Here is a 17,031-nt window from a genome sequence, read left to right on the forward strand (position 1 = left end):
TGACACCGATAACGGTGCGCGACGCTCCTGGCAGCCCCCACAAGGGGTGCTGCGGGCCGGTGTCCCGCTGGTGCGGCCGGTCAGCCGCAAGGCTGCCGGACCCGGGACAAGGCACTTCGACCGAGTATACGCGCCGCTCAGTCGCCCTTGAGCCGGGCCCTGGTCCACTCCACGGTGTCCGCGTACCTGGCCTCGCCGCCGTGCCGGGTCGGCTGGTAGTACGCCTTGCCGTGCACCGCGTCCGGCGCGTACTGCTGGGCGGCGATGCCGCCGGGCAGGTCGTGCGGGTACTGGTAGCCCTGGCCGTGGCCGAGCTTGGCGGCGCCGCCGTAGTGGCCGTCCCGCAGGTGCGGCGGGACCGGGCCGGCCAGGCCCTGGCGGACATCGGCCAGGGCGGCGTCGATGGCCAGGTAGGCGGCGTTCGACTTGGGCGCCAGGGCCAGCGCGATGGCGGCCTGGGAGAGGATGATCCGGGCCTCCGGGAAGCCGATCAGCGCCACCGCCTGGGCGGCCGCGACGGCGGTGGGCAGCGCGGTCGGGTCGGCCAGGCCGATGTCCTCGCTGGCCGAGATCATCAGGCGGCGGGCGATGAACCGCGGGTCCTCCCCCGCCTCGATCATCCGGGCCAGGTAGTGCAGGGTGGCGTCCACATCGCTGCCGCGGATCGACTTGATCAGCGCGCTGGCCACGTCGTAGTGCTGGTCGCCGTCCTTGTCGTAGCGCACGGCGGCCTGGTTCACGGCGGTCTCCGTGGTGGCCAGGGTGATCTCCTCGGCGCCCTGCTCCAGCGCGGCTCCGGCGGCCGCCTCCAGCGTGGTCAGCGCCCGCCGGGCATCACCGCCGGCCAGCCGCACCAGGTGGTCCTCGGCCTCCTGACCGAGCGTCACCCGGCCCGCCAGACCGCGCTCGTCGGCCGTCGCGCGGCGCAGCAGGGCGCGGATGTCCTCGTCGGTGAGCGACTGCAGGGTGAGCAGCAGCGAGCGGGAGAGCAGCGGGGAGATCACCGAGAAGTACGGGTTCTCGGTGGTGGCGGCGATCAGGGTGACCCAGCGGTTCTCGACGGCCGGCAGCAGGGAGTCCTGCTGGGCCTTGGAGAAGCGGTGGATCTCGTCGAGGAAGAGCACCGTCTCCCGGCCGCTGAGGCCCACCGCGCGGCGGGCCCCCTCGATCACCGCGCGCACCTCCTTGACCCCGGCGGTGATCGCCGAGAGCTCGACGAACCGCCCCTCGACGCCCTGGCTGATCACGTGCGCCAGCGTCGTCTTGCCGGTGCCCGGCGGGCCCCAGAGGATCACCGAACTGGTCGCGGCCGGACCCTTGGCGGCGGACACCAGGCGGCGCAGCGGCGAGCCCTCGGCCAGCAGATGGCGCTGACCCGCCACCTCGTCCAGCGTGCGCGGGCGCATCCGCACGGCCAGCGGCGCCCGCCCGGGCTCGGTGGCCTGGCGCTGCTCGGCGGCGGCGGTGAAGAGGTCCGGTTCGTCCACTCCGCCACCCTATGCGAGCGCGCCGACAGCCCGGCCGCGGCGCCGGTCCGGCCGCCGGCCCCCCGAGCTACTTCTGGTGCTTCTTCTTCGGGTGCTTGCGCTCCAGCTCCGCCGCGTGGTCCGGCACGTACTTCTGCAGATCGCGGGGCGGGCGCTGGTAGCCCTTGGACGCCGGGCGGGGCGGCAGCGAGACGGGCGGCTTGGTCACGTCGCGGTAGGCGATGGTGGAGAGCAGGTGGGAGATCATGTTGATCCGCGAGCGGCGCTTGTCCTCGCTCTCCACCACGTTCCACGGCGACTCCGGGATGTCCGTGTAGACGAACATCTCGTCCTTGGCCCGTGAGTAGTCCTCCCAGCGGCTGATCGACTCGGTGTCCATCGCGGAGAGCTTCCAGCGGCGCATCGGATCGGCCAGCCGGGCCCGGAAGCGGCGCTCCTGCTCGGCGTCGCTGACCGAGAACCAGTACTTGCGCAGCTCGATGCCCGCCTCGATCAGCATCCGCTCGAAGGTCGGGCACTGGTGCAGGAACTGCCAGTACTCCTCGTCCGTGCAGAACCCCATCACCTTCTCGACCCCGGCCCGGTTGTACCAGCTGCGGTCGAACAGCACGATCTCCCCGGCTGCCGGCAGCTGCTCCACGTAGCGCTGGAAGTACCACTGCCCGCGCTGCCGCTCGGTCGGCGCGGGCAGCGCGGCGATCCGGGCGACGCGCGGATTGAGGAACTCGGTCACCCGCTTGATGGCGCCGCCCTTGCCCGCCGCGTCGCGCCCCTCGAACACCACCACCAGCCGCACGCCTTCGAGCCTCACCCACTCCTGGAGCTTCACCAGCTCCTCCTGGAGGCGCAGCAGTTCCTTCTCGTAGACCGCCTTGGCAAGACGGGGCTGCTTGACGGGCTCGTCGGTCACGGTGGCGCCTCCCGGAGTGGTTCGCTGCTGATGACCCCTCACGGTAGGTCCTGTCCGGTCGATCTTGTCGGATGAACGCGCGGCGCTGGGACGTATCCGGACGCACTCCGGCCGGTACGCGAGTGCGCACCGGCCGGAGGTTACCGCTGATGGGACGTCAGGACTCCTGCGGAGCCTCCGACTTGGTCTCGTCCTTCAGCTTGGGCTGCGCGTCGACGCCCGCCTCGCGGCGCTGCGCCGGGGTGATCGGGGTCGGCGCGCCGGTCAGCGGGTCGCCGCCGTTGGACGTCTTCGGGAAGGCGATGACGTCGCGGATGGTGTCGTAGCCGCCGAGCAGGCTGACCACCCGGTCCAGGCCCAGCGCGATGCCACCGTGCGGCGGCGGGCCGTAGTTGAAGGCGTCGAGCAGGAAGCCGAACTGCGAGGTGGCCTCCTCCTCGGAGAGCCCGATCGCGTCGAACGCCCGCTGCTGCACCTCGCGCTGGTGGATACGGATCGAACCGCCGCCCAGCTCCGAGCCGTTGAGCACCAGGTCGTAGGCGTTGGACAGGGCGCTGCCCGGGTCGGTGTCGAAGGTGGCCAGCGACTCGGCGGTGGGCGCGGTGAACGGGTGGTGCACCGCGTGCCAGCCCTGGAACTCGCCCTTGTCGTCCTCGATCGGCTCGAACATCGGGAAGTCCACGACCCAGAGGAAGGCCCACTGGGACTCGTCGATCAGCTCGCAGCGACGGCCGATCTCCAGGCGGGCGGCGCCCAGCAGCTCCTGCGAGGGGGTCCGCTTGCCGGCCGCGAAGAAGATCGCGTCACCGTTCTTGGCGCCCGCCGCGGCCGCCAGGCCCGCCAGGTGCTCGGCGGAGAGGTTCTTGGCCACCGGGCCGCGCAGCTCGCCGGTCTCGGCGTCGATGACCACGTAGGCCAGGCCCCGGGCGCCGCGCGCCTTGGCCCAGTCCTGCCAGGCGTCCAGCGCCTTGCGCGGCTGCGAGGCGCCGCCGGGCATGACCACCGCGCCGACGTACGGGGCCTGGAAGACCCGGAACTCGGTGCCCTTGAAGTACTCGGTCAGGTCGGTCAGTTCCTGGCCGAAGCGGACGTCCGGCTTGTCCGAGCCGTAGCGGCCCATCGCGTCCGCGTAGGTCATCCGCGGCAGCGGGTTCGGGATCTGGTAGCCGTGCACCTCGCGCCAGACCGCAGCGATGATCTTCTCGCCGAGGGCCAGGACGTCCTCCTGGTCGACGAACGAGGCCTCGACGTCCAGCTGGGTGAACTCCGGCTGCCGGTCGGCGCGGAAGTCCTCGTCGCGGAAGCAGCGGGCGATCTGGTAGTAGCGCTCCATGCCGGCCACCATCAGCAGCTGCTTGAAGAGCTGGGGCGACTGCGGCAGCGCGTACCAGTGACCGGGCTGCAGGCGGACCGGGACCAGGAAGTCGCGGGCGCCCTCGGGGGTGGAGCGGGTCAGGTACGGCGTCTCGATGTCGAGGAAGTCGTTCTCCTCCATCACCCGGCGGATGATGTTGCTGACCTTGGAACGCAGCCGCAGCGCGCGGGCCGGGCCCTCACGGCGCAGGTCCAGGTAGCGGTAACGCAGCCGGACCTCCTCGTTGACCGTGCCCGGCTCGTACTCGGCGACCTGGAACGGCAGCGGCGCGGCCTCGGAGAGCACCTCGATCGCGCTGACCACGACCTCGACCGCGCCGGTCGGGATCTCCGCGTTCTCGTTGCCCTCGGGGCGGACCCGGACCTCGCCGACCACCTTGACGCAGTACTCGGCGCGCAGGCCGTGCACGGAGTCCAGATCGCGGACCACGACCTGCACGGTGCCGGAGGCATCGCGCAGGTCGATGAACGCCACCCCGCCGTGGTCGCGGCGGCGGGCAACCCAGCCGGCCAGGGTGACGGTCGCTCCGGCGTGCTCCGCGCGGAGCGTGCCCGCGTCGTGCGTGCGGATCACAGCTGCTTCTCCTTCAGGGTGGTGACGAGTGCTTCGAGTGCGACCGGGTTCTGCTCGCCGGTGGTCAGGTCCTTCAACTGGACCACTCCCTCGGCGAGATCACGGTCACCGGCGACCAGGGCGAAGCGGGCCCCGGAGCGGTCGGCGGACTTCATCGCGTTCTTGATGCCCTTGACGCCGAAGGCGAGATCGGTGGCGACGCCGGCCCGGCGAAGCTCGGTGACCTTGGCGAACAGCACGTTCTTGGCCTCCTCGCCGAGCGCGACCGCGTAGACCGAGGTGGTCGCGGGCAGGTCGAGGACGACGCCCTCGGCCTGCAGCGCGAGGTAGATCCGGTCCACGCCCAGGCCCCAGCCGACCGAGGGCAGCGCCGGGCCGCCGAGCATCTCGGAGAGCCCGTCGTAGCGGCCGCCGCCGCCGATCGCGGACTGCGCGCCCAGGCCGTCGTGCACGAACTCGAAGGTGGTGCGGGTGTAGTAGTCCAGGCCGCGGACCAGCTTGGGGTCGTCGACGAAGGCCACCCCGGCGGCGGTCAGCAGTGCGCGGACCTGCTCGTCGTAGGCCTTGCAGTCCTCGCACAGGTAGTCGCGCAGCAGCGGTGCGCCGACCAGCTGGGCCTGCACGGCCTCACGCTTGTCGTCCAGCACCCGCAGCGGGTTGATCTCGGCCCGGCGGCGGGTGTCCTCGTCCAGCTCCAGGCCGGCCAGGAACTCCTGCAGCGCGGCCCGGTAGACCGGGCGGCACTGCTTGTCGCCCAGGCTGTTGAGCAGCAGCCGGTAGTCGGTGAGACCCAGCGAGCGGAAGGCGTCGTCGGCCAGGATGATCAGCTCGGCGTCCAGCGCCGGGTCCTCGGCGCCCAGCGCCTCGGCGCCGACCTGCGAGAACTGGCGGTACCGGCCCTTCTGCGGACGCTCGTAGCGGTAGAAGTTGCCCGAGTACCAGACCTTGACCGGCAGGTTGCCGGCCTTGTGCAGGTTGGCCTCCAGCACCGCGCGGACCACCGAGGCGGTGCCCTCGGGGCGCAGTGCGAGCTCTTCCTTACCGCGCTGGGTGAGGGTGAACATCTCCTTGGTGACGATGTCGGTGGACTCGCCGACACCGCGGGAGAAGAGCTTGACGTCCTCGAAGACGGGCGTCTCGATGTAGCCGTAGCCGGCCCGGCGCAGCGGGGCGGCCAGTGCCTGACGGACCGCCAGGAAGGTCGCGGAGCTGGGCGGCAGCAGGTCGTAGGTGCCCTTGGGGGCGGTGAAGGTGCTCAACTGGTCTTCCGTCACATTCCTCGTCGCACGGCTGCGGGAGCGTCAGCCGCCCCGCCCGCTTGCCTGAGGTAGGGGTTGGTGGCGCGCTCGCGGCCGATGGTGGTCTGGGTGCCGTGGCCGGACAGGACCACGGTGGCGTCGTCGAGGGGCAGGCAGACCCGGGCCAGCGAGCGCATGATCGCGCCGTGGTCGCCGCCGGGCAGGTCCGTGCGCCCGATGGAGCCGGCGAAGAGCAGGTCGCCCGAGAAGAGCACCGGCGGGATCTCTTCATCGGCGGGCGTCCGGAACGTCACCGACCCCTTGGTATGGCCGGGCGCGTGGTCGACGGTGAGCTTCAGCCCGGCCAGCTCCAGCACCGAGCCGTCGGTCAACTCGCGCAGGTCGTCCGGCTCGCCGATGGTCAGCTCGCCCATGATCTGCTGGCCGAGCGAGCGGCCGAGCGCCTTCTCCGGGTCGGTCAGCATGAACCGGTCGTCGGGGTGGATCCAGGCCGGCACGCCCTTGGCGCCGCAGATCGGCATCACCGAGGCCACGTGGTCGATGTGGCCGTGGGTGAGCACCACCGCGACCGGCTTCAGCCGGTGCTCGCGGATCATCGCCTCGACCCCCTCGGTGGCGTCCATCCCCGGGTCGACGATCACGCACTCCTCACCGGCGGCCGGGGCGACCAGGTAGCAGTTGGTGCCCCAGGCTCCGGCGGGAAATCCGGCGATGAACACGGCAGTCCTTCTCAGCTGGTCGGCGAGCGCTCTTGAACACGGAAAGTCTGGGGTGCAGCCTACCGGCGGTACGCCCGCCGTAGCGAACCCGATACCGCGGTGGCGGGCCGGTTCACCGCGTACTTACCGACGAGGTCCCTACACTTGGCGGCCGGTGGATGCGATGATCCGCCGGACACATGTCCACGACAGTGCGATTGAGGAGACCCGGCCGGTGGTCAGCAGCGAACAGCGGCGGCGGCAGCTCGCCCGCGAGAAGTACGAGCGGCAGCAGACGGCCCGCGCCGAGGCCGCGTCCAAGGCCAAGCGCCGCAACGCCGTGCTCGGCGCCGCGCTGGCGGTGGTGGTCCTGGCGGGCGGCGGTGCCTGGGCCGGTGGCGCCTTCAAGTCCGACAGCAAGAAGACCGACACGGCGAACGCCGCGCCGAACCAGGCCGCGACGCCCAACCCGGTGGCCGTCAAGGGCTGCACCGCGCCGTCGCCCGGCCAGCCGAACGGCAAGCAGTGGAAGACCGAGCCGGCCATGGCCGTCGACGCCACCGCCAAGTACAACGTCACGATGAACACCAGCTGCGGCGCGGTGACCCTCCAGCTGGACCCGTCGAAGGCCCCGCACACGGTCAACTCCTTCGTCTTCCTGGCGGGTCAGAACTACTTCGACCACACCAAGTGCCACCGGCTGACCACCTCCAGCATCTACGTGCTGCAGTGCGGCGACCCGACCGGCACCGGCAGCGGCACCCCCGGCTACTCGTTCACCGACGAGAACCTGACCGGCGCGACCTACCCCGCCGGCACCGTGGCGATGGCCAACTCCGGCGCGAACACCAACGGCAGCCAGTTCTTCCTGGTCTACAAGGACACCCAGCTGCCGCCCAGCTACACCCCGTTCGGCAAGATCACCGGCGGCCTGGACGTGCTGAACAACATCGCCGCCGGCGGGGTCCAGGGCGGTACCGGGGACGGTGCGCCGAACGCCGACGTGGTGCTCAACTCGGTGACCGCTACCAAGGGCTGAGGCATCCGGCGGGTGCCCCGGCCCCGCCGCGCGAATTGGCCCGGCCCGGATGCGGACAGCACCGGGCCTGGTCGCCTATGTTGCTGTTGTATAGGGTGCCCTGACCCGCTCGCCGTCACCCTCGGCAGCCGAACCGATCGGGCGGGCGGGGACGGCGGACCATCGGTCCGCCGCACATTCAACTGTGGACGACGGATCCGTACCACCGAGGCGTGGGCGAACCGTCATGTGGAGGAGGCGCTGTGAGCAGCGACCCGTGGGGCCGTGTCGACGAGCAGGGGACCGTCTACGTCAGGACCGCCGAGGGCGAACGCGTCGTCGGCTCCTGGCAGGCGGGCTCCCCCGAGGAGGCTCTCGCCTACTTCGAGCGCAAGTACCAGGGCCTGGCCGCCGAGATCGGCCTGCTGGAGCACCGGGTGCGCAAGACGGACCTGGCCGCCAAGGAGGCCCAGACCGCGCTGGACCACCTGCGCGCCCAGGTGACCGAGGCGCACGCGGTCGGCGACCTCGCCGCGCTCGCCCAGCGGTTGGACTCCCTGGCCGGTGACATCGAGTCGCGCCAGGTGGAGCGCAAGGCCGCCCGGGCCAAGGCGGCCGACGAGACCCGCACCGCCAAGGAGGCGCTGGTCGCCGAGGCCGAGCAGCTCGCCGAGTCCACCCAGTGGCGGGAGGCCGGGGACCGGCTGCGCGCGCTGGTGGACACCTGGAAGGGCCTGCCCCGGCTGGACCGCAAGAGCGACGACGAGCTGTGGCACCGGTTCTCGCACGCCCGGTCGGTCTTCTCCAAGCACCGCAAGGCGCACTTCGCCCAGCTGGACGCCGAGCGCGACCACGCCCGGGCGGTCAAGGAGCGGCTGGTCGCCGAGGCCGAGGCGCTCTCCAGCTCCACCGAGTGGGGCGACACCGCGGCCCGTTACCGCGACCTGATGGCGCAGTGGAAGGCCGCGGGCCGGGCGCAGCGGGACGCCGAGGACGAGCTGTGGGCGCGGTTCCGCGGCGCCCAGGACGTGTTCTTCCAGGCCCGTTCGGCGGTCTTCACCGAGCGGGACGCCGAGCAGAGCGAGAACCAGAAGCTCAAGGAGGCGCTGCTGCTCGAGGCCGAGGCGATCCTGCCGATCGGCGACCTCAAGACCGCCAAGGCCGCGCTGCGCGACGTCAGCGAGCGCTGGGAGGCGATCGGCCACGTGCCGCGCGACGCCAAGCCGAAGCTGGACGGTCGGCTGAACACCGTGGAGCGGGCCGTCCGCGAGGCCGAGGAGGCCGAGTGGCAGCGCTCCAACCCGGAGGCCAAGGCCCGCGCGGCCGGCATGACCGGCCTGCTGCAGGGCGCGGTCGACAAGCTGAAGGCCGACCTGGAGAAGGCCCGCGCGGCCGGCAACGAGTCCAAGACCAGGAAGCTGGAGGCCGAACTGGCGGGCCGTCAGGCGCTGCTGGACCAGGCGCTCAAGAGCCTGGAGGAGTTCAGCGGCTGACGCCGCACGGCGTCAAGGGGGCCCACCGCTCGGCGGTGGGCCCCCTCGCATGTGCCCGCGGGATTGCCGGACTGACCCTGGGCGTTACTTGCGGGCCGAGGTGACCCGGTAGACGTCGTAGACGCCCTCCACCCCGCGCACCGCCTTGAGCACGTGACCCAGGTGCTTCGGGTCGCCCATCTCGAAGGTGAAGCGGCTCATCGCCACCCGGTCGCGCGAGGTCTGCACGGCCGCCGACAGGATGTTGACGTGCTGGTCGGAGAGCACCCGGGTGACGTCCGAGAGCAGCCGCGAGCGGTCCAACGCCTCGACCTGGATGGCCACCAGGAAGACCGAGGACTGGGTCGGCGCCCACTCGACCTCGATCATCCGCTCGGGCTGCTGGGTCAACGAGTCGACGTTGACGCAGTCCGCCCGGTGCACCGAGACGCCGTTGCCACGGGTGATGAAGCCGACGATCGGGTCGCCCGGCACCGGGGTGCAGCAGCGCGAGAGCTTGACCCAGACGTCGTCCACGCCCTTGACGATCACCCCGGGGTCGCCCTTGGCCCGGCGGCGGCGCGCGGCCCGGTTGTCGTGGGTCGGCACCGTGGCGGTCTCGGCGAACTCCTCGGTGGCGCCCTCCTCGCCGCCGAGCGCCTGGACCAGCTTCTGCACGATGGACTGCGCCGAGACGTGGCCCTCGCCGATCGCGGCGTAGAGCGAGGAGATGTCCGGGTAGCGCATCTCGTGCGCCAGCGTCACCAGCGAGTCGCCGGTGAGGATCCGCTGGATCGGCAGGCCCTGCTTGCGCATCGCGCGGGCGATGGCCTCCTTGCCCTGCTCGATCGCCTCCTCACGGCGCTCCTTGGAGAACCAGGCCTTGATCTTGTTGCGCGCGCGGGGCGACTTGACGAAGCCGAGCCAGTCCCGGGACGGTCCGGCGCCCTCGGCCTTGGAGGTGAAGACCTCGACCGTGTCGCCGTTCTCCAGGGTCGACTCCAGCGGCACCAGGCGCCCGTTGACCCGGGCCCCGATGCAGCGGAAGCCGACCTCGGTGTGCACGGCGAAGGCGAAGTCCACCGGGGTGGCGCCCGCGGGCAGCGCTATCACGTCGCCCTTGGGCGTGAAGACGAAGACCTCGTTGTTGGAGAGGTCGAAGCGCAGCGACTCGAGGAACTCGCTCGGGTCCTCGGTCTCCTTCTGCCAGTCGAGCAGCTGGCGCAGCCAGGCCATCTCGTTGACCGCGCCGGCCTTGTCCTCCTTGCGGGCCTGGGACGGCGTGTCGGTGCGCACCTTGGAGGCGCCGGCCACCGCGCGCTGCTTGTACTTCCAGTGCGCGGCGATGCCGTACTCGGCGCGCCGGTGCATGTCGAAGGTGCGGATCTGCAGCTCGACCGGCTTGCCGCCGGGACCGATCACCGTGGTGTGCAGCGACTGGTACATGTTGAACTTGGGCATCGCGATGTAGTCCTTGAACCGGCCGGGGACCGGGTTCCACCGCGCGTGGATGGTGCCGAGCGCCGCGTAGCAGTCGCGGACGGTGTCGACCAGGACCCGGATGCCCACCAGGTCGTAGATCTCCGCGAAGTCGCGGCCTCGGACGATCATCTTCTGGTAGACCGAGTAGTAGTGCTTCGGCCGTCCGGTCACCGAGGCCGAGATCCGGGCCCCGCGCAGGTCGCCCTGGACCTGGTCGATCACGGTGGCCAGGTACTCGTCCCGCTTGGGCGCGCGCTCGGCGACCAGCCGGACGATCTCGTCGTACATCTTGGGGTAGAGGATGGCGAAGGCCAGGTCCTCCAGCTCCCACTTGATGGTGTTCATGCCCAGCCGGTGCGCCAGCGGGGCGTAGATCTCCAGCGTCTCGCGGGCCTTCTTCTCCTGCTTCTCCCGCTTGAGGTACCGCATGGTGCGCATGTTGTGCAGGCGGTCGGCGAGCTTGATCACCAGGACCCGGGGGTCCTTGGCCATCGCGACGACCATCTTGCGAACCGTTTCGGCTTGCGCGGCCTCGCCGAACTTGACCTTGTCCAGCTTGGTGACGCCGTCGACCAGCAGCGCGACCGAGTCGCCGAAGTCCTGGCGCAGCGTCTCCAGGCCGTAGTCGGTGTCCTCCACGGTGTCGTGCAGCAGCCCGGCCATCAGGGTCGGGGCGTCCATGCCGAGCTCGGCGAGGATGGTGGCGACCGCCAGCGGGTGGGTGATGTACGGGTCACCGCTCTTGCGCTTCTGGCCGCGGTGCCAGCGCTCGGCCACCGCGTAGGCGCGCTCGATGTCGCGCAGCAGCGCCGGGTCGGCCTTGGGGTCGCCGGCCCTGATGGTGCGGAAGAGCGGCTCCAGCACGGGGTTGAGCACCGTGGACCGCTGGCCGCCGAACCGGGCGAGGCGGGCGCGCATGCCGCCGGAGGAGGAGGCCTGGCGCAGCGCGGGCGCCACCGCGCGGGCCAGCCCGGAGGCGGGCGGCACGGGACGCGCCGGGGTGGCCCCCGCGGGCACGGCTTGATGGCCGGCCGGCTCGTCGCCGCCCGACTGGCTGCTGGATGCGGCGGCCGTAGGGACTACCTCGTCTGGCAAAGACACTCCTCGGTACGCACCGGATGAATCTTCATGGTACCGAGCGTGACGCGCCGGTGTTCCGCCGCCCGGTGGCTGACATGCCGAGAGCGGTGACCGCGACCGCGGTCACCGCTCTCGTTTCGGACCTGCTCTCCCAGGTGCCGGCTGGGTCAGACCAGGACCAGGGTCTCCAGCGGCGCCGCGCCGAGGTGCTCGGCGAGCCGCGCCCGCCCGGGCAGGCTGCTCAGCTCCATCAGCACGACCACGCCGACCAGCTCGGCCCCGGTGCGCCTGACCAGGTCCAGCGAGGCGGCGATGGTGCCGCCGGTGGCCAGCACGTCGTCGACCACCAGCACCCGCTCACCAGGGGCGAAGGCGTCGCACTGCACCTCCAGGGTGGCGGAGCCGTACTCCAGGTCGTAGGACTGCTGGAAGACCTCGCCGGGCAGCTTGCCCTTCTTGCGGATCGGCACGAAGCCGAGCCCGGCGGCGAAGGCCGCCGGGGCCGCCAGCACGAAGCCGCGGGCCTCCAGCCCCACCACCTTGGTCGCGCCCAGCTCCTTCGCCCGCTCGGCCAGCGCCTTGGTGAGCGCGCCGAACGCCTCGGCGTCGGCCAGCAGCGGGGCGATGTCCTTGAACAGCACCCCGGGCTTCGGGTAGTCGGGAACGTCCTTGATCCGGCTGGTGAGCAGCTCGGTCAGGGCGGTGTCGGCGGGGGTCACAGGGCGTCCTTCGATCATCGCTTGCCGGACGGGCGGCCCTTGCCACGGGCCCGGCCGACCGGCTGATTACGCTGACCGACCATACCGGCCGCGATGCTGTCCTCGACCGTGCCCGACATCTCGTCGTCCACCTCGTCGGTCACACCGGCCGCCGCCTTGGCCGCCGCCGCCTTGGCGTCCGCGGCCTTGCGCTGGGCGACCCGCTTGGCCAGCGCCCGCATCTCCGGGCTCTGCTCCTTGAGCTGCGCGAGCAGCGGGGTGGCGACGCAGATCGAGGAGTACGCACCGGCCGACAGGCCGACGAAGAGCGCGAGCGAGATGTCGTTCAGGGTGCCGGCGCCGAGCAGGCCGCCGCCGATGAAGAGCAGCGCCGCCACCGGCAGCAGGGCCACCACGGTGGTGTTGACCGAGCGGACCAGGGTCTGGTTGAGGCCCGCGTTGGCCGCCTCGCTGTAGGTGAGCTTGTTCTGCTTCTCGATCCCCTTGGTGTTCTCCTTCACGGTGTCGAAGACGACGACCGTGTCGTAGAGCGAGTAACCGAGGATGGTCAGGAAGCCGATCACGGTACCCGGCGAGACCTCGAAGCCGACCAGGGCGTAGACCCCGATGGTGATCAGCAGGTCGTGGATCAGGGCGACCAGGGCCGCCACCGCCATCCGCCACTCGAAGGCGATCGCCAGGTAGGCGGTGACCAGGATCATGAAGACGATCAGACCGGTCAGGGCCTTCTGCGAGATCTGCTGCCCCCAACTCGGGCCGACCACCTGCGCGTTGATCGCGCTCTGGTCGATGCCGAGGTCGGTGGAGAGCTTCTGGACCACCTCGGTGGACTGGATCTTGTCGTTGGAGCTGACCTGGACCCGGATCTGGCCGTCACCGGTGGCCTGCACCTGCGGGGTCGAGTCCCCGACGATCTTGTCGATCGAGGTCTGCGCCTGGCTGATGGTCAGCCCGGGCTTCTTGACCGTGTAGACCGAGCCGCCCTTGAAGTCGATGCTCAGGTGCAGACCGATCACGGTCAGGCCGATCAGCGCCGCCGCGGCGATCGCCGCCGAGATGCTGTACCAGATCTTGCGCCGACCGACGAAGTCGAAGCTGATCTCGCCCTGGTAGAGACGGTGTCCCAGGTTGCTGAAGCGTGACATGGCGTCAGGCCTCCTTCACGGCGGCGGAGGTGGCGGGACGACGCCGGGTGCTCCGGATCGGCGGGCGGGCGCCCAGACGCTTCGGGTCGAGACCGGACCACGGGTGGCCGTTGGCGAAGAACTTCCGCCGGGCCAGCAGGGTGATCATCGGCTTGGTGAAGAGGAAGATCACCACGATGTCGAGCAGCGTGGTCAGACCCAGCGTGAACGCGAAGCCCTGGACCTTGCCGACCGAGCAGACGTACAGCACCACGGCACAGAGGAACGACACGAAGTCGGAGACCAGGATGGTGCGGCGGGCTCGCGGCCAGGCACGCTGGACGGCCGAGCGCAGCGGGGCGCCCTCGCGCACCTCGTCGCGGATGCGTTCGAAGTACACGATGAAGGAGTCCGCGGTGATACCGATCGCCACGATCGCACCGCAGACAGCCGGCAGGTTCAGCGCGAAGCCGATCCCGGCGCCCAGCAGGCACATGATCGTGTAGGTCAGGATCGCGGAGACCACCAGGCCGGCGATCGAGACCAGACCCAGGCCCCGGTAGTACAGCAGCGAGTAGAAGACGACCAGCGCCAGGCCGATCGCGCCGGCCAGCAGACCGGCGTGCAGCTGGTCACCGCCCAGCTGCGGGGTGACGGTGGTGATGTCGCTCTGGGTGAAGCTCAGCGGCAGCGCGCCGAAGCTCAGCACGTTGGACAGGTTGCTGGCGTCGCTCTGGGTGAAGCTGCCGGAGATCACCGCGGTACCGCCGGTGATCGACTGCTGCACGTACGGGTGGGAGACCACCTGGCCGTCCAGCACGATGGCGAACTGGTTGGTCGGGGCGGGCAGCGTGGCCAGCTGGCCGGTGGTGGTGGCGAAGGCCTTGGAACCGCGGTCGTTGAAGCCCAGCTGGACCTCCCAGCCGGCCGCGTTCTGCGCGTCGTAGCCGGCCTGGGCCTTGGAGACGTCCGCGCCGTTGACCGCGACCGGGCCGAGCGCGAACTTGTACCAGGCGTTCTGCTCCTTGTTGTAGGAGCAGGCGACCGTGTCGGCGGCCGGCGTGGTCTGGTAGTCGATCCGCTGGGTGGAGTTGGAGCAGTCCAGCGCGGCGAACTTGGCGGTCAGGTCAGCCGGGACGGTGCCCTGGGTGAGCTGGCTGGAGGCGTCCGCCGGGGCGGTCGGAACCGGCGGGAGCGCGGAGGCGGCGGAGCTTGGGGCGGCGCTGCCGCCGGCCGGGGCCGACGCGGAGCCCGAGGGGGCGGCGCTGGAACCGGCGCTCGGCGAACCGCTCGCGTCGGCCAGCAGGCCCTCGGAGAGCGCGCGGCCGGCCTTGGACGAGCTGGCGCCGGCGCTCGGCGAACCGGCGGCGGCACTGGCCGAGCCGCCGGCACTGGCACTGGCACTCGCGCTCGGGCTGCCACTGGCGCTGCCGCTGGCGGCGGCGCTCGGGCTGCTGGTGGCGGGCGGCAGGGTCACACCACTGGGCGCGGTCGCCAGCACCGGCCGGAAGTACAGCTGGGCCGTGGTACCGACCTGCTGCGCCGCCTGCTGGCTGTTCGTCCCCTTCGGGATGTCAACGATGATGTTGTCGTTGCCCTGGGTCTGAACCTCGGCCTCGGAGACACCGAAGGCGTTGACGCGCTTCTGGATGATCCCGACCGCGATGTTCATGTTCGACGAGTTGACCGCGGCCTTGTCCTTCGAGGTGGCCGTCAGCGTGATGCTGGTCCCACCCGCGAGATCGATACCGAGGCGAGGCGTCTTGTGGCCTGTCCCGAACATGAGGGCGACCAGTCCGACGGTGACCACCAGGATGAGGGCCAGAGCCCGCCCCGGATAACCGTCGCGCGGACGCGACTTGGGTGTTGCCACCTTGCTCGTTTCTCCCTGTCCCATGCCGCCGGCTCAGCGCGCCGACCCGCGTGGGGGCAGGAGGCGGCGCTGAGCTGCGGACAACCGTGAAGTGGTGGTGCGGACCGTCGTCGTGCTACTTGGCCGCGGGCGTGTCGCTGTCGGCCTTCTCCAGGCTGACGTCCTCCCGCACGGCCTCGTCCTCGACGTGCTCGTCGGCGAGGAGCTCGTCCTCGACGTGCTCGTCGGTGAGCTCCACGGACTCGTCCTCCTCGGGACGGCCGTTGATGATCTCGTCGTACTCCTGCGGCTCGATGACCGCGGCGATCGCACTCTTCGAGAAGTGGGTCACCACACCAGGGGCGATCTCCAGCTCCACGGAGCTCTCGTTGATCGCGATCACCTGGGCGTACATGCCCCCGATGGTGCGCACCGCAGCGCCCGGCTCCAGCGCCGACTGCATGGTCTGCGCCTGCTGCTGCCGCTTCTTCTGCGATCGGAACATGAGGAAGATCGCAGCGATCGGGAGGAGAAGAATGAGGAGATTCACAGCAAAAGGTCCTTACGGGCTACCCGATGGACAGCCACAGGCGATGGTCGGCCCGCCAGGCGAGACGGGGCGGTCCGGCGAAGTCTAGGAGACCCGCTCTGATCGGACAACGCCAAGCATCGCATCCCGCCGCCAAAGGTGGCGAGTCTCTGACACGGTCAGTCCTGGACGGGTTCTTCCGGCGTCAATGCGGGCGTCAACGCGGCCGTCGATCCGGTCGCTGATTCGGGTGCCGATCCGGCCGCTGACTCGAGCGCTGATCCGGGCGCTGACTCGGCCGCCGATCCGGCTGCTGATCCGGCCGCGAAGAACTGCTGCTGCCCGGGCAGCCCGCCGCGCCCGCCGACCTGGGGCGGCGGGGTCAGTCCGAGGTGCTGCCAGGCCGCGGCGGTGGCGATCCGGCCGCGCGGGGTGCGGGCCAGCAGCCCCTCGCGGACCAGGAAGGGCTCGGCCACCTCCTCCACCGTCTCGGCCTCCTCCCCCACCGCGACGGCCAGCGTGGACAGGCCCACCGGCCCGCCGCCGAAGAGCCGCAGCAGCGCGTCCAGCACCGCCCGGTCCAACCGGTCCAGACCACGCGCGTCCACCTCGTAGACCGCCAGCGCCTTGGCGGCGATCGCCTGGGTGATCCGGCCGTCGTGCTCGACCTGGGCGTAGTCCCGCACCCGGCGCAGCAGCCGGTTGGCGATCCGCGGGGTGCCCCGGGAGCGGCCGGCGATCTCGGCGGCACCGACCGGGTCGATCTCCACGTCGAGCAGCGCGGCCGAGCGGTGCACCACCCGCTGCAGCTCGGCGGCGGCGTAGAACTCCATGTGGCCGGTGAAACCGAACCGGTCGCGCAGCGGCGGCGGCAGCAGGCCGGCCCGGGTGGTGGCGCCGACCAGGGTGAACGGCGGCAGCTCCAGCGGGATCGCGGTGGCGCCCGGGCCCTTGCCGACGATCACGTCGACCCGGAAGTCCTCCATCGCCATGTAGAGCATCTCCTCGGCGGGCCGGGACATCCGGTGGATCTCGTCGAGGAAGAGCACCTCGCCCTCGGTCAGCGAGGAGAGGATCGCCGCCAGGTCGCCGGCGTGCTGGATGGCCGGGCCCGAGGTGATCCGGAGCGGGGCGTTCAGCTCGGCCGCGATGATCATCGACAGCGTGGTCTTGCCGAGCCCGGGCGGTCCGCTCAGCAGCACGTGGTCGGGGGCGGCACCGCGCTTGCGGGCCGCGCGCAGCACCAGCGAGAGCTGTTCGCGCACCCGCTCCTGGCCGATGAACTCGTCCAGCAGCTTGGGGCGCAGCGCCGCCTCGACCGCCTGGTCCGCCTCGTCGGCGGCCGCCGCCACCAGGCGGTCGGCGGGGTCGGAGTCGTACGGGCTCATCAGGGCTGGCTCCAAGTCGACAAGTTGATGCAGTGCTTCATTGACGCGGTGCTTGATTGACTACG

General features: G+C 71.0%; 13 protein-coding genes. 2 read left to right on the top strand and 11 right to left on the bottom strand.

What is annotated here, in order from left to right; all coding sequences use genetic code 11:
* Window positions 1-137: 137 nt before the first annotated feature.
* The 5 genes from ABH937_RS28590 to ABH937_RS28610 all read right to left on the bottom strand — a co-directional run bounded on the left by ABH937_RS28590 (window position 138) and on the right by ABH937_RS28610 (window position 6,323).
* Complete coding sequence (locus ABH937_RS28590; protein ID WP_280694783.1) at window positions 138-1,487, bottom strand: replication-associated recombination protein A; 1,350 nt, start codon at window positions 1,485-1,487, stop codon at window positions 138-140.
* A gap of 67 nt (window positions 1,488-1,554) precedes the next feature.
* Complete coding sequence (gene ppk2 / locus ABH937_RS28595) at window positions 1,555-2,397, bottom strand: polyphosphate kinase 2 (RefSeq protein ID WP_280694782.1); 843 nt, start codon at window positions 2,395-2,397, stop codon at window positions 1,555-1,557.
* 157 nt (window positions 2,398-2,554) lie between these two features.
* A complete protein-coding gene (gene aspS, locus ABH937_RS28600) occupies window positions 2,555-4,345 on the bottom strand; it encodes an aspartate--tRNA ligase (RefSeq protein WP_280694781.1) in 1,791 nt (596 codons plus the stop codon).
* The gene (hisS, locus tag ABH937_RS28605) at window positions 4,342-5,604 is read right to left on the bottom strand and encodes a histidine--tRNA ligase (protein ID WP_280694780.1); all 1,263 of its coding nucleotides are present in this window, start codon (window positions 5,602-5,604) and stop codon (window positions 4,342-4,344) included. The genes aspS and hisS overlap by 4 nt, the downstream gene beginning before the upstream one ends.
* 11 nt (window positions 5,605-5,615) lie before the next feature.
* A complete protein-coding gene (locus tag ABH937_RS28610) occupies window positions 5,616-6,323 on the bottom strand; it encodes an MBL fold metallo-hydrolase (RefSeq protein ID WP_280694779.1) in 708 nt (235 codons plus the stop codon).
* 214 nt (window positions 6,324-6,537) lie between these two features.
* Here ABH937_RS28610 and ABH937_RS28615 point away from each other — a divergent pair, with 214 nt between their 5' ends.
* Together ABH937_RS28615 and ABH937_RS28620 are read left to right on the top strand one after the other, a co-directional pair.
* Window positions 6,538-7,341, top strand: a complete 804-nt coding sequence (locus ABH937_RS28615) for a peptidylprolyl isomerase (protein WP_280694778.1) — start codon at window positions 6,538-6,540, stop codon at window positions 7,339-7,341.
* Between the two features lie 242 nt (window positions 7,342-7,583).
* Window positions 7,584-8,813 (top strand): DUF349 domain-containing protein, encoded by a 1,230-nt coding sequence (locus ABH937_RS28620; RefSeq protein WP_280694777.1) that lies wholly within the window; start codon window positions 7,584-7,586, stop codon window positions 8,811-8,813.
* An 84-nt stretch (window positions 8,814-8,897) separates the two neighbouring features.
* On the opposite strand, the gene ABH937_RS28625 is transcribed toward ABH937_RS28620, so the two are convergent.
* The 6 genes from ABH937_RS28625 to ruvB form a co-directional block, all read right to left on the bottom strand.
* Window positions 8,898-11,369 (bottom strand): bifunctional (p)ppGpp synthetase/guanosine-3',5'-bis(diphosphate) 3'-pyrophosphohydrolase, encoded by a 2,472-nt coding sequence (locus tag ABH937_RS28625; RefSeq protein WP_280694776.1) that lies wholly within the window; start codon window positions 11,367-11,369, stop codon window positions 8,898-8,900.
* 152 nt (window positions 11,370-11,521) lie between these two features.
* Window positions 11,522-12,091, bottom strand: coding sequence for an adenine phosphoribosyltransferase (locus tag ABH937_RS28630; RefSeq protein WP_370146902.1), 570 nt, complete (start codon window positions 12,089-12,091; stop codon window positions 11,522-11,524).
* Complete coding sequence (secF, locus tag ABH937_RS28635) at window positions 12,088-13,218, bottom strand: protein translocase subunit SecF (RefSeq protein WP_370219969.1); 1,131 nt, start codon at window positions 13,216-13,218, stop codon at window positions 12,088-12,090. Before secF ends, ABH937_RS28630 begins: the two co-directional genes overlap by 4 nt.
* 4 nt (window positions 13,219-13,222) lie before the next feature.
* Window positions 13,223-15,070, bottom strand: coding sequence for a protein translocase subunit SecD (gene secD / locus ABH937_RS28640; RefSeq protein ID WP_370219970.1), 1,848 nt, complete (start codon window positions 15,068-15,070; stop codon window positions 13,223-13,225).
* A gap of 115 nt (window positions 15,071-15,185) precedes the next feature.
* Entirely contained in the window at window positions 15,186-15,599 is a 414-nt protein-coding gene (gene yajC, locus ABH937_RS28645; protein ID WP_370219971.1) for a preprotein translocase subunit YajC, read from the bottom strand.
* A 158-nt stretch (window positions 15,600-15,757) separates the two neighbouring features.
* On the bottom strand, window positions 15,758-16,966 hold the full coding sequence (gene ruvB, locus ABH937_RS28650) for a Holliday junction branch migration DNA helicase RuvB (protein ID WP_370219972.1): 1,209 nt from the start codon (window positions 16,964-16,966) through the stop codon (window positions 15,758-15,760).
* Window positions 16,967-17,031: the final 65 nt, after the last annotated feature.

The sequence above is a fragment of the Kitasatospora sp. GAS1066B genome (assembly GCF_041262605.1).
Classification (GTDB): Bacteria; Actinomycetota; Actinomycetes; order Streptomycetales; family Streptomycetaceae; genus Kitasatospora.

What these genes read in the sequence shown, in the direction of transcription:
- ABH937_RS28630 (WP_370146902.1), bottom strand. Translation starts at nt 12,091, where the DNA reads ATGATCGAAGGACGCCCTGTGACCCCCGCCGACACCGCCCTGACCGAG.
- ruvB (WP_370219972.1), bottom strand. Translation starts at nt 16,966, where the DNA reads ATGAGCCCGTACGACTCCGACCCCGCCGACCGCCTGGTGGCGGCGGCC.
- secF (WP_370219969.1), bottom strand. Translation starts at nt 13,218, where the DNA reads ATGTCACGCTTCAGCAACCTGGGACACCGTCTCTACCAGGGCGAGATC.